The organism is Flavobacterium alkalisoli (genome assembly GCF_008000935.1).
Taxonomy (GTDB): Bacteria; Bacteroidota; Bacteroidia; order Flavobacteriales; family Flavobacteriaceae; genus Flavobacterium; species Flavobacterium alkalisoli.
On sequence record NZ_CP042831.1, the window covers coordinates 389,871 to 404,414 of the forward strand.

13 protein-coding genes and 2 tRNA genes are annotated in these 14,544 nt (G+C 37.9%); 5 read left to right on the forward strand and 10 right to left on the reverse strand.

The genetic code is table 11. The annotated features are described in order from the left end of the window. Position 1 precedes the first annotated feature (1 nt). Together galE and FUA48_RS01570 are read right to left on the reverse strand one after the other, a co-directional pair. Entirely contained in the window at positions 2–1,018 is a 1,017-nt protein-coding gene (gene galE / locus FUA48_RS01565) for a UDP-glucose 4-epimerase GalE (protein ID WP_147581804.1), read from the reverse strand. A 16-nt stretch (positions 1,019–1,034) separates the two neighbouring features. After that, positions 1,035–2,165, reverse strand: coding sequence for a DegT/DnrJ/EryC1/StrS family aminotransferase (locus FUA48_RS01570; protein WP_147581805.1), 1,131 nt, complete (start codon positions 2,163–2,165; stop codon positions 1,035–1,037). A 100-nt stretch (positions 2,166–2,265) separates the two neighbouring features. On the opposite strand from FUA48_RS01570, the gene FUA48_RS01575 reads away from it, so the two are divergent. Further along, on the forward strand, positions 2,266–3,495 hold the full coding sequence (locus FUA48_RS01575; RefSeq protein WP_147581806.1) for a 3-deoxy-D-manno-octulosonic acid transferase: 1,230 nt from the start codon (positions 2,266–2,268) through the stop codon (positions 3,493–3,495). Then, positions 3,495–3,947 (forward strand): GNAT family N-acetyltransferase, encoded by a 453-nt coding sequence (locus FUA48_RS01580; protein WP_240732524.1) that lies wholly within the window; start codon positions 3,495–3,497, stop codon positions 3,945–3,947. The genes FUA48_RS01575 and FUA48_RS01580 overlap by 1 nt, the downstream gene beginning before the upstream one ends. 105 nt (positions 3,948–4,052) lie before the next feature. Here FUA48_RS01580 and FUA48_RS01585 read toward each other — a convergent pair whose 3' ends face one another. Then, positions 4,053–4,487 (reverse strand): carboxymuconolactone decarboxylase family protein, encoded by a 435-nt coding sequence (locus FUA48_RS01585; protein ID WP_147581807.1) that lies wholly within the window; start codon positions 4,485–4,487, stop codon positions 4,053–4,055. A gap of 80 nt (positions 4,488–4,567) precedes the next feature. After that, a complete protein-coding gene (locus FUA48_RS01590) occupies positions 4,568–5,140 on the reverse strand; it encodes a Crp/Fnr family transcriptional regulator (protein ID WP_147581808.1) in 573 nt (190 codons plus the stop codon). A 117-nt stretch (positions 5,141–5,257) separates the two neighbouring features. Between FUA48_RS01590 and FUA48_RS01595 the strand changes: the two genes are divergently transcribed. Beyond that, positions 5,258–7,402, forward strand: a complete 2,145-nt coding sequence (locus tag FUA48_RS01595; protein ID WP_147581809.1) for a S46 family peptidase — start codon at positions 5,258–5,260, stop codon at positions 7,400–7,402. A 230-nt stretch (positions 7,403–7,632) separates the two neighbouring features. Further along, entirely contained in the window at positions 7,633–7,839 is a 207-nt protein-coding gene (locus tag FUA48_RS01600; protein ID WP_147581810.1) for a PG1828 family lipoprotein, read from the forward strand. 453 nt (positions 7,840–8,292) lie between these two features. On the opposite strand, the gene FUA48_RS01605 is transcribed toward FUA48_RS01600, so the two are convergent. The 6 genes from FUA48_RS01605 to mutS form a co-directional block, all read right to left on the reverse strand. Further along, positions 8,293–9,207, reverse strand: a complete 915-nt coding sequence (locus tag FUA48_RS01605; protein WP_147581811.1) for an NPP1 family protein — start codon at positions 9,205–9,207, stop codon at positions 8,293–8,295. A 232-nt stretch (positions 9,208–9,439) separates the two neighbouring features. Further along, positions 9,440–9,943: a TlpA family protein disulfide reductase gene (locus tag FUA48_RS01610; protein ID WP_147581812.1), complete on the reverse strand. Its 504-nt coding sequence runs from the start codon at positions 9,941–9,943 to the stop codon at positions 9,440–9,442. 26 nt (positions 9,944–9,969) lie between these two features. Next, positions 9,970–10,779, reverse strand: coding sequence for a hypothetical protein (locus FUA48_RS01615; protein ID WP_147581813.1), 810 nt, complete (start codon positions 10,777–10,779; stop codon positions 9,970–9,972). Between the two features lie 146 nt (positions 10,780–10,925). Then, positions 10,926–11,011, reverse strand: a tRNA-Leu gene (locus FUA48_RS01620). Positions 11,012–11,027: 16 nt separating this feature from the next. Next, positions 11,028–11,100 (reverse strand) — tRNA-Gly (locus FUA48_RS01625). Between the two features lie 147 nt (positions 11,101–11,247). After that, positions 11,248–13,854, reverse strand: coding sequence for a DNA mismatch repair protein MutS (gene mutS, locus FUA48_RS01630; RefSeq protein WP_147581814.1), 2,607 nt, complete (start codon positions 13,852–13,854; stop codon positions 11,248–11,250). 138 nt (positions 13,855–13,992) lie between these two features. On the opposite strand from mutS, the gene FUA48_RS01635 reads away from it, so the two are divergent. Beyond that, positions 13,993–14,523: an RNA methyltransferase gene (locus FUA48_RS01635; RefSeq protein WP_147581815.1), complete on the forward strand. Its 531-nt coding sequence runs from the start codon at positions 13,993–13,995 to the stop codon at positions 14,521–14,523. Positions 14,524–14,544: the final 21 nt, after the last annotated feature.

Here is a 14,544-nt window from a genome sequence, read left to right on the forward strand (position 1 = left end):
GTTATTTACCCCTTACTTTCCGTTCCCATTTCCAGGCCGATGCCAGCGCATCATCAAGTGACAGCTCTGCTTTCCAGCCCAAAACGTTATTTGCTTTTGTAGTATCGGCATAGGCTTCAATAACATCTCCTGCCCTGCGCCCTACAATCTTATAATTTAATTTTTGCCCCGTTACCCTTTCAAAGGCATTAATAACCTCAATAACCGAGTTTCCTTTGCCTGTACCAAGGTTAAATACTTCCACCTTCTCCAGATTGTTTTTACCTATAAGACGTTGTAACGCCGTAACGTGTGCTTTTGCCAAATCCACAACATGTATATAGTCTCTTACACAGGTTCCGTCCGGCGTTGGGTAATCATTGCCAAAAACCGAAAGCTGCTCTCTTATACCAATGGCTGTTTGGGTAATAAACGGAACCAGGTTTAAAGGAACACCTAATGGCAGCTCCCCAATATTAGCAGAAGGATCTGCACCTACAGGATTAAAATAACGCAGCAGGATGGAATTTATACCACTTACTTTTGCCACATCCCTTATAATCTCTTCTCCTATTTGCTTGGTATTACCATAAGGCGACATCGCTGCCTGTATAGGAGCCTCTTCGGTAATAGGCATTTTCTCTGCCTGTCCGTATACCGTACATGAAGAACTGAAAATAAAATAAGACTCGGCTTTCTTTTGCAGTTCCTGTAAAAGATATACCAGCGAACCTATATTGTTCTCATAATACAGCAAAGGATTTTCAACACTTTCACCAACTGCTTTAGAAGCAGCAAAATGAATAATCCCTGTAACATCAGCATACTTTTTAAAAAAGTCTTTTACTGCCTGCTTTTCCCTAAGGTCTATTTGTTCAAACTCAGGTTTTTTTCCGGTTATGGCCTCAATACCTTCAAGCACATCAACAGATGAGTTGGAAAGATCATCAATAACCACTACATCAAAACCTTCCTTTTGGAGTTCTACTACAGTATGCGAACCTATAAAGCCTAAGCCTCCTGTTACAAGTATTTTCATTCTTATTTGTTGGCTGTTATGTCAAATATTCTAAAACACTGTCTGTTATAAATTTAATTTGCTCTTCGTCAAGCTCAGTATGCATCGGTAAAGAAAGTACCTCATTAACCAGTTGATTGGTTACGGTAAAATCAGCCTCATTATACCTTTCGTCAAGATATGCTTTTTGCTTGTGCAGTGGTATCGGGTAATATATGGCACATGGAATATCTTTACTTTGCAGGTGTTTCATTAAACCATCCCTGTCTCCGTTAAGAATCCTTAATGTGTACTGATGGAATACGTGGCTGTCTTTATCTCCTTTTGTTACCGGAGTAACAATATTGGCATGCCCTGCAAAAGCGGCATTATATCGTTCTGCTGCTGCCTGTCTTGCTTCGTTATAAGAATCAAGTAATGGAAGCTTAGCATTAAGAACCGCAGCCTGCACACTGTCAAGCCTTGAGTTTACACCTACCACATCATGATGGTAACGCACATACATACCGTGGTTAACAACACCTCTTATTATATGTGCAAGCTCATCGTTATTTGTAAAAATAGCACCTCCGTCGCCATAGCAACCAAGGTTTTTAGACGGGAAGAACGATGTAGAAGCCACATCGCCTATTACACCAACTTTCTTTTTAGAACCGTCGCTGTATTTATAGTTAGCACCTATAGCCTGAGCATTATCTTCAATTACATAAAGGTTATGTTCTTTTGCTATAGCCATAATCTGCTCCATGTTTGCTGCCTGCCCAAAAAGGTGTACAGGAACAATAGCTTTTGTTTTAGGAGTAATAGCGTTGCGAATTGCCTCAATAGATATATTAAAAGTATCCGGCTCAACATCTACCAGTACCGGAGTTAACTGCAGTAATGCAATAACCTCTACGGTAGCGGCAAAAGTAAAGTCGGCAGTAATAACCTCATCGCCCGGCTTAAGGCCAAGTCCCATCATTGCAATCTGAAGTGCATCAGTACCGTTTGCACAAGGTATTACGTGCTTAACACCAAGGTATTCTTCAAGATTTTTCTGGAACTCATGAACCTGAGGCCCGTTTATATATGCTGTATTATCTAAAACTTCCTGAATAGAATTATTTACTGTATCTTTAATTTTATCATATTGACCCTTAAGGTCAACCATCTGTATTTTTTTCATTTGCCTTTTAAATTTAAGCCATAGCAAAACTACTAATTTAATGGCTGCCTGCCAATGAAAATAATATAAAGTATTAATTTAGCAGCTCAATATTTTCACTATGTTTTTTCTGTACAACCTGCTTACCGTTTTTACCGGATTCCTACTAAAAATCGTTGCGCTTTTTAACCACAAGATCAGTCTTTTCGTTAAGGGCAGGAAAACGGTTTTTAATACCCTGGAACAGCATATACAGCCACAGGATAAAACTATCTGGTTCCATTCGGCATCGTTGGGTGAATATGAACAGGGACTTCCTGTTATGGAAAAGATAAGAAAACAATATCCTGACCATAAAATCGTACTTACGTTCTTCTCGCCTTCAGGATACGAGATACGAAAAAACACAAAAACTGCCGATGTTGTGGTTTACCTGCCTCTGGATACCACTGGCAACGCGAAAAGGTTTGTAAAAGTGGTACATCCTGAAATGGCCTTCTTTATTAAATATGAATACTGGCCTAATTACCTAAAGGAACTTAAAAAAGCTGGCACACCTACTTACCTTATTTCGGGGTTAATGAGAAAAAAACAGGTGTTCTTTAAATGGTATGGTGGTTTTTACCGTAAAGCATTAAAAGCATTTACACAATTTTTTGTTCAGGATAACAGCTCGAAGGAGCTTCTTCAAAGCATAGGCCTCCATAATGTATCTATTAGTGGAGACACACGCTTTGACAGGGTTAGCGAAATACTGGAACGTGACAATACACTACCTTTTATAGAAGAGTTTAAAAACAATAAAATCACTATGGTAGCGGGCAGTTCATGGCCTAAAGACGAAAGTATGTTTATTGATTTTATAAACTCGTCAAATAACACTAAATTTATAATAGCTCCGCACAACATTAAAGCAGAACAGATTGAACAGCTTAAAAACAGCATTACCAAAAAAACAGTGTTGTTTTCTGAAAAGGAAGGCAAGAACCTGGCCGAATATGAGGTATTTATCGCCGACACCATTGGGATATTGAGCAAGATATACAGCTATGCTGATTTTGCTTATGTAGGAGGTGGTTTTGGCACATCAGGACTTCATAACATACTGGAACCCGCAGCATTTGGCATCCCTATCGTTATAGGACCAAATCACCAGAAGTTCCCCGAGGCCATAGCCATGATACACATGGGCGGATGCATTGCCGTGAAGGACAAAAAGGAAATGGAAGAAACACTTTCATCTCTTATTTATGATGATGATTTCAGGAATGAAAAAGGTCATATTGCAGGCACTTTTGTTCACATGAACCGTGGGGCTGTAGACCGTATTATTAGCAACATCAATAACTGATGCCAATTACTTTTAAGCCCATTCGGGCTAATGATATTGACCGTACCGTATCCATGATGCAGGATTTTTATGCCATAGATAATTATCCTATAGACCCTGTTGTTTCAAAATCACTTCTTAAAGAATTTATCGAAAATGAAGATTTAGGAAGGGGCTGGTTAATTCTGGATAATGATACTGTTACCGGATATGTTATACTCACTTTTGTTTTTAGCTTTGAATACAAAGGGCGCATTGCTTTTTTAGATGAGCTTTACATCTCCCCTAAAGGACGCGGTAAGGGTATAGGTAAACAGACGGTAGATTTTATTCACGATCAGGCACTTGATTTGGCCATAAATGTTATTTACCTTGAAATTGAAGGCCATAACATGATAGCCCAAAAGCTTTATCTGTCTAAAGACTTTACAGTACATAACCGTAAGCTCATGAAGCTTACAGTAAAAAAATAATATTACATTTCGACCGCAACGAAGTGAAGTGGAGAAATCTCACAAATAGATTCCTCTGTTCCGCTATCGCTGCAATCGGAATGGAACAATAAATTAGGTAGGGGATTATTCCGGCATCATGTGTGTGGTTACAGACATCCTGTTCCATGCGTTAATAGCCATTATAGCTATGATAGCATTGGCTACATATTTTTCTCCTAACAGATTTACTGCATTTTCATAAGTCTCATCAGATACTTTTCCGGTTATTCTGGTTACTTCTTCCGTTAAGGCTAACAAAGCCCTCTCTTCAGAAGTAAAATAATTAGTGTCCCACCAGGCATTAAGCGTATAGATCCTCTTTTCGGTTTCACCGTCTTTTCTAGCCTCTTCGGTATGCATATTAATACAAAAGGCACAGCCATTAATTTGTGATGCCCTTATTTTTATAAGATGCTTGTGGGTCTTAGATAATTCTGTACCGTTTATGTATTTTTCTAATCCAAACATGGCTTTATAGGCTTCCGGCACAACTTCGAGTAATTTCATTCTTGTTTTCATGATAATTGTGTTTTAATTTGTTATTACAAAGTTCAAACACAGGCATCACAAAAAACTTAATGTAGATTAAGAAAGCACACTTACTCCTTTTTAGCTCTTACCTTACTTAAAAATTCAGGTGTAAAACCCAGATAAGATGCTAAAAGATATTGAGGAACCCGCTGTACAAAATCGGGATAGGTTGCTGCAAAATGACGGTAGCGATCTTCCGCAGAAAAATTAAACATATAATGTGTCCGCATAAGTGAGGCTGCATAAGCCCTCTCCAACACCTGCCTAAAGTAGCTTTCCAGCTTAGGAACTTTAGCCAACAGTTCATTTTCTAACGATGCATCAATCACAGCCACTTCCGCTTCCTCAACAGCCTGCAGGCTCACCTTAGATGGCTTTCCGCTATTATAGCTAAAGTAATCAGTAACCCACCAGCCTTCAATGGCAAAATGTATTACCTGTTCCACTCCCTTCTCATTAAGATTATACATTCTCAATATTCCGTTTGCCACAAAGTATTTTTTAGAACACACTTCCCCTGCATCGAGCAAATGCTCCTTTTTACCATATTTTTCTGTCTGCACATAATCCTTCAGGATTTTCTCTTCCTCATCTGTAAGCGGGACAAATCTTTTTATATGGGCAATTAATTTTTGTGACATTTTAAAATATTACTAACAATACTGAAAGATATAACACAAATGGCAAACAAAAAGCCCTGTAGCATTATTTTGTGCAAAAATTGTAACTTGCGGGCACAAACTTTTTTACAATACACTATGAAATTTTTAAGACTGCTTGTCCTTTTACTGGTAATCCCTGCCTATGCACAACAGGGAGGCATGTGGATACCATCCCTGCTTAAAGGAATGAACGAAAAAGAAATGAAGAGCCTGGGCATGAAAATGTCGGCTTCAGACATTTATGATGTTAACCATTCCAGCCTTAAAGATGCCGTTCCGCAATTTAACGGCGGATGTACATCAGAGGTTATCTCATCTCAGGGACTTCTGTTAACCAACCACCATTGTGGTTATGGAGAAATCCAGTCGCACTCTACAGTAGAGCACGATTACCTTACCGATGGTTTTTGGGCGATGTCTATGGAAGAAGAGCTTCCTAATGCCGACCTGGAAGTTACCTTTATAGTAAAGATAGAAGACGTTACCACAAAAGTACTTGAGGGTACAGCTTCTATAACAAGTGAAGAGGCGAAGCAGCAAAAAATACAGGAAAACATTACCAATCTTACCAAAACCCTGCCTAAAGAATCATGGCAGGAAAATAGGATACGTACTTTTTATGAAGGCAACCAGTACATGCTTTTTGTAGTGGAATCTTATCCGGATGTTCGCCTTGTAGGCGCACCGCCTTCATCTGTAGGTAAATTCGGTTCTGATACTGATAACTGGGTATGGCCAAGACATACGGGAGATTTTTCAATCTTCAGGATATATGCCGACAAGAATAACCGTCCGGCTCCTTATTCTAAGGATAACGTTCCTTACAAACCAAAACATTACTTCCCTGTATCTATAGGAGGTATAGCAGAGGATGATTTCACTCTTGTATTTGGTTATCCGGGCAGGACTACAGAATATCTTCCTTCTGTAGCGGTTGAGCAGATTTTAACCAGCCTTAACCCTGCTAAAATTGAAGTGAGGGATGCTGCACTTAAAGTTACCGACAGCTTTATGAGAAGGGATAATGCCATTAAAATACAGTATGCAGCTAAATATGCACGTATTGCCAACTATTGGAAAAAATGGATAGGTGAATCGCAGGGGCTTGAAAAAACCAATGCAGTTGCCATTAAAAAAGACTACGAGAAAAACTTTATTAAGGAAGCAAACAAAGCGGGCAAACAAGGTGAATACGGAAACCTATTCAACCAGTTTGAAGCAAAATATAACGAGATTGCCCCATATGCTTTAAGCAGGGATTACTTTTTTGAAGTGGTTTTAAGAAATACAGAACTGCTTACCGTAGGCTTTAGACTATACCAACTGGAGCAGGTATACAACATGAGAGGTGAGCAGGCTTTTAACGACCGTAAAGGAAACGCTATAGCTTCTCTTGAGGGTACTTACAAAGACTTTAATAAAAATGTAGACGAGAAGGTTTTTGAGAAGCTTATTGAACTGTATGCAACTAAATCACCACAACAATTTGTTCCGGCCGGACTTATTAATGCCGACTATAAAGTACTTACTAAAAATATTTACAGCGAATCTAAGCTAACAAGCTACGAAGGATTACAGGAACTTTTAAGCGGTGATGCCAAATCGGTTATAGAGAAACTTAATAACGATAAAGGTTTCCAGCTAGTAAAAGCAATGTCTGACTCTTTCCTTACTTATGTTAACCCTAAGTATGAAGAAATCAATTTAGAAATTGAGGCTTTACAGCGCACTTATATGAAAGGTATTCTTGAGCTAAGCCCTAAAGATTCCAGAATCTTTCCTGATGCTAACAGCACGCTAAGGGTAACTTATGGTAAAGTAAAAGGATACGCTCCAAGAGATGCGGTTTACTATGAGCCTGTAACCTATCTTGACGGTGTTATGGAAAAATATGTCCCAGGCGATTATGAGTTTGACGTTCCTCAAAAACTTATAGACCTGTACAACAAAAAAGATTATGGCCAATATGGTGACAACGGAAAAATGCCGGTTTGCTTTATCGGTACAAACCACACAACAGGAGGAAACTCTGGCAGCCCTGCCATAGATGCAAGAGGTAACCTTATAGGATTAAATTTTGACCGTGTATGGGAAGGTACCATGAGCGATATTTATTATGACCCTTCTATATGCAGAAATATAATGGTAGACATGCGTTATGTATTGTTTATTATTGACAAATATGCAGGTTGTACCCGCCTTATAGATGAGATGGAAATAGTAAAAAATAAGAAAAAATAAGGGTTCGGGTTAACCTTACAAAAAGCTTGTTTATGCCCTTAGATAATTTTTAGGAATATTTCTAAGGGCACTATAGACAAATCTTAGCAATAATACCGAAAACGATGTATTTAATATGTTGGTTTTCAGTAATAAAAGATTTTTAAAAATTTTAGCAAGATTTATTTTGTGGTGTCAAAAAATTTATATCTTTGCTCCGAATTAATAATTAACCTTTATAATTTAGTAAGATGAAAAAAGTTGTTTTAAGCTTAGCAGTTATCGCTATGATCTCTTTTGTTTCTTGTAAAGAAACTAAAACTGAAGAAGTTGCACCAGAAACTACAACTGAAGAAGTTGTAACTCCAGAAGTTACTGAAGAAGTTGCTCCAGAAGCTACTGTTGATACTGCTGCTGCTCCAGTTGAAGAAGCTCACACTGAAGAGGCTGCTCACTAAGATAATTAGTAAGAAAAGCATAAAAGCCCCGCAATGCGGGGCTTTTCATTTTTAGTAAACTTAAACAAACACATCAAAATCAAGTTTGATATTACACACTACTTTAATAAAAAAGAAAACAGCATAACCATCTGCAAATAGCTATACCATTTTATTAAAGCATAAATATTTTATTTACTGCAAAACACATATTGTCTTATCCTGCTCAATAAACAGCAGGGCAATATATATTACCTTTTTATTTTCTTTGTTTTAATTTATTATTCAGGCTAATTAGTGGCCGTGGGTAAATAATCTTCTTTAACCTGTTGACATTAAGTACCCGCAATACCTTTTAAATACCATTAAACTAGGTTATCAAATTGTTAATTGTAAAAAAGGCAATAAAAAAGCCACCCAAAAGGGCGGCTTAAGTATAAAATATTGAATCAGGCCGTAGTATAAATCTTTTATTTAGTTTATGCTTCCTATAGTAACACTGTTACCAAAATCACACTGGCTACAGCCATCTGTACCAAATAACCCATCAGTACCTTTACAGGCAGCAAAGTTCCAGAAATCACGTGTACGGAATAAAGGACCTTTACCTGAAGCTCCCCAGTTACCGCTAAAGTTGAATTCTGTTTTTTCACAAGACATAGCTACTAGGTTGTTCCATGTACCATATTCATCTCCGGCATCAGCAGGATTCCTGTAATCTCCGTAATACGTACACTCATACCCAAAGAAGCTTGAAGAACGTGAGTTATGATACATTCCGTGTGCTTTTTTACCTACATAACCCACAACTCTTGTTCCTGCAGCTTTATTTCTCCAGTCTTTTGTATACCAGCCACCATGCTGAAAATATGTTACTGTTAAGATTTTTTGTGTAGATTTCTTTACCTGAAGTACGATATGCTCCCAGTCATAATCATGACCTCCCTGTCCTGCAGCACAAGGCTCCTGACGTTTGTAAGTAAACCAGTATTCTATAAATATCTTATCAGAATCAGACGGATGCTGCTGTACATCATAATAAGTAGGAAATACAGGTGCTGTAGGCGCTGTAGCATCAGTTAGTGCAAGTTCGCCACCACATACCTTACCTCCGGCAGCAGAGCTGGCCCATACAGTCTCTACAGAAGCAGGATAATCCGGTGCTGCACGATCAAACTTTACCAACGGAGCAAACTGATTTGCCCAGGTACCGGCATTGGTCGTCACCTTAGTAGGACTCTCACTACAGTCACAATTTAAAAAAGGGTGAACATTTGTAACTTTAGTATTAAAAGTTACGCTTTGTGCTTCTTCTGCATCCGGAGTTGAACACTGCACAAACATAAATACGCCGATTAGCATCAGCAGTTTTAAAAAATTGGTTTTCATCTTTATAAATTTTTAGTTGGTTTTCAGATTTATATCTGATTCAATATTTTATAAAGAAGATTTTTACCACGGCAGTACAAAGAACATCTATTAAGATTAACTCAACATCTATAAAGTATTTTTAAATCTTTAAAAAAGTGTTAAGCAGTTAAGAAACTATTTTTCAGAAACTTAACCCCTAAAATAAAAAAGCCCCGCTATTGCGGGACTTTATGTATAATATATTGTTCTTTTATTTCAATGCCTTTTTTATTGCTTTACGCAAAGAATCTACCCCTCCTTCATGATATCCCTTTTCAATTTTAATCAATTTCCCTTCCCTGTCATAAAGAATAACCGTAGGAAACAGATCTACACTAAAGTCTTCAAAAATCTTTTCTCCGGTTTTATAGGTAGACAAATAATTCATCTTTTTATAGTCTATATATTCATTTACATCTTCCTGAGCATCAAAATGATTAATTCCAATAATAACCAGATCATCTTTAAACTCTTCCTGCAACTCAATTAATCCAGGTATAGACTTAACACAGTATTTGCAGGATCTGTACCAAAAGTCCAGCAACACTACTTTCCCTTTGAATTCACTTAATTTTACCGTTTCATTGTTATTAAGGTTTAGCTCCAAATCCGGTATATGTTTTATATCTTTTTTTGTTTGAGCTCCGGCAGTAAATAAGCTAAATATGGTTACAAAAAGACTCAATATGATTATAAGAGAATTTTTTCTTGTCATGGTTCTTTAGATGATGATTAGTTTATCTACCCCTGGTCTTTAATTTTTTCTTTAAACACTTTGTAACGTTCAGCCAAGTTTATAGTTTGATTTTTATCAACTTTAAACTTTTCTAAAGAGATTTCCGGATTAATCGCCAGGTATTCAATTTCATAATAATTATATTCTTCCATATTTTCCCATCGCGCAAAAAAATAACCGCCTATCGGGAGATAATTTGACTTATTGATATATAACTTATTAACCTTGTCTCTTGCATCCTCATTGTCCTTAAAATTAATCGTAATACAGTAAACCTCCTTATCTTTAAGCATCTCTTCTGTAATCAAAACATTTGCACCCTGAGAGTCATCTTTACCCGAAGATTTCCTCAAGGCAAAATACTCACCTAACAATAAATAACTATAGCTTTGTACTATTTGCTGTGTCATTCTCTTACCTTTATCTATATAAGGTTCTTTATAAACATCAAGAGAATCAACTAAACGGTCAACGTTAAATGTTCTTTTACCATCATACTTCATATAACTAAAAAACTTCCCTTCTGCAGACGTTTCTTCTACAATATGGTAAGCTTTTAGCCTATCTTTAGGAGCAATATATAACGAACAAACAGCTATAGTACAAAGAGTATCTTTTTGTGTTAAACTTTTGCTTTGATAATTCATCTTATAGACTACCGTATTAATCTTTTCTGAAGATTCAAACATTTTTTTAACCACTTCTCTCGTTTCTTCTTTAGTAAGCTGCGATTGGGCACTAGCAGTAAATGAGTTTAATAAGATTGTGATAAGACCGGAAAGGAAGAATAAATTTCTGTTGAATAGATATTTCATAAGGTGTGCTGATTTGATACACAATTATACGAAAAAACTATTATATACAGATTATCATAGATTTTGGAGTATCTAAACAGAGATTACATAAGAAGCTGAAAGAAATAAAAACAAAAAAGCCTGAACTTTCGTTCAGGCTTTTATAGTACTCAAGGCGGGACTTGAACCCGCACGGGCATTACTACCCACTGGATTTTAAGTCCAGCGTGTCTACCAATTCCACCACTCGAGCATTTTGGTAGTATTTGAGCGAAAAACGGGGTTCGAACCCGCGACCTCAACCTTGGCAAGGTTGCGCTCTACCAACTGAGCTATTTTCGCATTATCAATATCCGCTGTTTGCTTGTGTATTGCGGTGCAAATGTAGCACATTTATTCAATTCTACAAGTGTTTTTTAAAAAAAAATTTACCGAAAAATATAACCTATTGATAACCTTTAGCTTAAATATAAAACTTTTTTTAAGGTTCTATTTTGCCAGCATTCGTTTAATCTCGTTAAGCTTCATTAACGCCTCTACGGGAGTAAGCGTGTTGATATCAAGATTAACTATTTCCTCTTTTATTTCCTCTAAAAGCGGGTCGTCAAGATTAAAAAAACTAAGCTGTAGTTCATCATCCTTAGAAGCTTTCCCGTTAGACAACGCCTCACCCGAATGATCTTTCTCCAGTTTTTTAAGCAGCTTTTGTGCTTTTTGAATTACCGTTTGCGGCATACCCGCCATTTTTGCCACATGAATACCAAAACTGTGTGCACTCCCCCCTTTTACCAGTTTACGTATAAACAACACCGTATCCTTAAGCTCTTTTACCGAAACATTATAGTTTTGGATGCGCTCAAAAATATCCTGCATTTCGTTTAGTTCGTGGTAATGGGTAGCAAAAAGCGTTTTTGGTTTTGCAGGGTGCTCGTGCAGGAATTCGGCAATTGCCCATGCAATGGAAATACCATCGTAAGTACTTGTACCACGGCCAATTTCATCCAGCAAAATAAGACTTCTGTCAGACAGGTTATTAAGAATAGAAGCTGTTTCGTTCATCTCTACCATAAAGGTTGATTCTCCCATAGAGATATTATCCGATGCACCTACCCTTGTAAATATCTTGTCTACCACACCCATCCTAACGCTTTCGGCAGGGACAAAACTACCCATTTGTGCTAATAGCACTATAAGAGCTGTTTGCCTTAATATTGCCGACTTACCCGACATGTTAGGACCCGTAATCATTATTATCTGCTGCCCTTCCCTGTCCAGGTAAACATCGTTTGTTATATAAGGCACATCAACAGGAAGCTGTTTTTCAATAACCGGGTGGCGGCCTTCTTTTATTTCTAGATCAAAGCTGTCGTCAATCTCCGGGCAAACATATTTGTTTTCTATTGCCAGTTGCGCAAATGATGTTAAACAATCCATTTGTGCCACCAATGCAGCATTAAGCTGTACCGGTTTAATATAAGTTGCTATCCACACTACAAGCTGTTCAAACAATTGTGTTTCCAGCTGGTGTATCTTTTCTTCGGCTCCTAATATTTTAGCCTCATACTCTTTAAGCTCTTCGGTAATATAACGCTCGGCATTAACAAGGGTTTGTTTCCTTATCCATTCTGCCGGAACCTTATCCTTATGTGTATTCCTTACCTCTATATAGTAACCAAATACATTATTGAATGATATTTTAAGCGAAGAAATACCCGTACGTTCTGATTCTCTTTTTTCTATAGCCTCTAAAAACTCTTTCCCTGAAAAAGCGATGCTTCTAAGTTCATCAAGCTCAGGGTGTACACCTTTAGCAATAGCATTACCCTTGTTGATAGACACAGGTGCTTCGGGATGTACCGTAGCTTTAATTTTTTCCCTTAACAGGTCACAACTATGAAGGCTATCCCCTATAGCCTTAAGGGCTTCATTATCACTTTTCAGTGCCAGCTCCTTAATAGGTACAACAGCATCAAGCGAGTCGTTAAGGTAATTAACTTCCCTAGGGCTTACCTTACCTGCCGCGATTTTAGAGATAAGCCTCTCTAAATCGGAAATCTGTTTTACCTGCTGCTGTATTTTATGCAGCACTTGGGTATTATTGGTAAGATAAGAAACCACCTCATGTCTTGAGCGTATCTTATTTGCATCCTTAAGCGGTAATGCCAGCCAACGCTTTAAAAGCCTTCCTCCCATTGGCGACAGGGTTCTGTCTATAACATCGAGTAAGGTCACCGCATTAGGATTCGTACTGTTGTAAAGCTCAAGGTTACGTATGGTAAAACGGTCCATCCATACATAAGCATCTTCTGCTATACGCTGAATGGAGGTAATATGCTGTACTTTGTTATGCTGTGTTTCCGAAAGGTAATATAGTACCGCTCCGGAAGCAATAACCCCCTCCTGCAGTTCCTCTATACCAAAACCTTTAAGCGAGTTGGTTTGAAAATGCCCGGTAAGGCTTTCAAAAGCATAATCTTCTTTATATACCCAGTCTTCCAGATAAAAGGTATGATAATCTTCCCCAAAAGCCCCCCTGAAAGTAGCCTTATCCTGTTTTGGAACCAATACCTCACTCGGACTGAAATTCTGTAAAAGTTTATCGATATATTCCTCATTACCCTGTGCGGTAAGGAATTCTCCCGTTGAAACATCCAGGAAAGAAACACCCAGTGTTTTCTTGCCGAAAAATACCGACGCTAGGAAGTTGTTAGATTTAGCACTAAGCACCTCATCATTCATCGAAACACCCGGTGTAACCAATTCGGTAACTCCGCGCTTCACGATAGTTTTAGTCATTTTAGGATCTTCCAGCTGATCGCATATAGCCACACGAAGACCCGCCTTCACCAGTTTAGGCAAATAGGTATTTAATGAGTGGTGCGGAAAACCGGCCAGTGCCGTTTCGGTTTCACTACCGTTACCCCTTTTGGTTAGTACAATTCCTAAAATACCGGCTGCCCTAATGGCGTCTTCACCAAAAGTTTCATAAAAATCACCCACACGAAACAACAGGCACGCATCAGGATACTTTGCCTTAATGCTGTTATATTGCTTCATTAACGGGGTTTCTTTTGCTTTTTTCTCTTTTGTTGCCAAGGTGAAGTTATTTACCGGTTATACTAAAGGGCGAATTTAATCAAATTCCAAAAAACTTAGGGTACACTGTTAGCAAATGGTGGATAACTAAATAATATAATATGCTTACTTTTGCAGCACGTATATTAAAGCAGAAAAATGAGAAAACTGGCAAACAGCGAACTGGACAGGAAAAGTGTTGACGATTTTAAAAAAGCAGAAAAAACTCCTATCATAATTATTCTTGATGACATAAGAAGCCTGCACAACATCGGATCGGTTTTTCGCACCTGCGATGCTTTTCTTATAGAAAAAATATACCTGTGCGGTATTACCGCCACACCTCCTAATAAGGAAATCCACAAAACTGCACTGGGCGCTACCGATACCGTAACCTGGGAATACCAAAAAGACGTACTTGAGGTTATTAATTCACTAAAAAGTGAAGACACCGAAGTATGGGCTATAGAACAGGTGGAAAACTCAGTTTTCCTAAACGACTTTGCTCCGGAAAAAAACAAAAAATATGCACTTGTTTTTGGTAATGAGGTAAAAGGTGTATCACAAAAAGCAGTACAACTTTGCAACGGAACGATCGAAATTCCTCAATTAGGAACTAAACATTCCCTCAACATTTCGGTAAGTACAGGCATTGTTGTATGGGATATCTTTCAAAAACTACAACATTAGTACCCCTAAAACGTTTTTTTC

What these genes read in the sequence shown, in the direction of transcription:
- FUA48_RS01600 (WP_147581810.1), top strand. Translation starts at nt 7,633, where the DNA reads ATGAAAAAAGTTGTTTTAAGCTTAGCAGTTATCGCTATGATCTCTTTT.
- FUA48_RS01635 (WP_147581815.1), top strand. Translation starts at nt 13,993, where the DNA reads ATGAGAAAACTGGCAAACAGCGAACTGGACAGGAAAAGTGTTGACGAT.
- FUA48_RS01610 (WP_147581812.1), bottom strand. Translation starts at nt 9,943, where the DNA reads ATGACAAGAAAAAATTCTCTTATAATCATATTGAGTCTTTTTGTAACC.
- FUA48_RS01575 (WP_147581806.1), top strand. Translation starts at nt 2,266, where the DNA reads ATGTTTTTTCTGTACAACCTGCTTACCGTTTTTACCGGATTCCTACTA.
- galE (WP_147581804.1), bottom strand. Translation starts at nt 1,018, where the DNA reads ATGAAAATACTTGTAACAGGAGGCTTAGGCTTTATAGGTTCGCATACT.
- FUA48_RS01590 (WP_147581808.1), bottom strand. Translation starts at nt 5,140, where the DNA reads ATGTCACAAAAATTAATTGCCCATATAAAAAGATTTGTCCCGCTTACA.
- FUA48_RS01580 (WP_240732524.1), top strand. Translation starts at nt 3,495, where the DNA reads ATGCCAATTACTTTTAAGCCCATTCGGGCTAATGATATTGACCGTACC.
- FUA48_RS01585 (WP_147581807.1), bottom strand. Translation starts at nt 4,487, where the DNA reads ATGAAAACAAGAATGAAATTACTCGAAGTTGTGCCGGAAGCCTATAAA.
- FUA48_RS01595 (WP_147581809.1), top strand. Translation starts at nt 5,258, where the DNA reads ATGAAATTTTTAAGACTGCTTGTCCTTTTACTGGTAATCCCTGCCTAT.
- FUA48_RS01570 (WP_147581805.1), bottom strand. Translation starts at nt 2,165, where the DNA reads ATGAAAAAAATACAGATGGTTGACCTTAAGGGTCAATATGATAAAATT.
- FUA48_RS01615 (WP_147581813.1), bottom strand. Translation starts at nt 10,779, where the DNA reads ATGAAATATCTATTCAACAGAAATTTATTCTTCCTTTCCGGTCTTATC.
- FUA48_RS01605 (WP_147581811.1), bottom strand. Translation starts at nt 9,207, where the DNA reads ATGAAAACCAATTTTTTAAAACTGCTGATGCTAATCGGCGTATTTATG.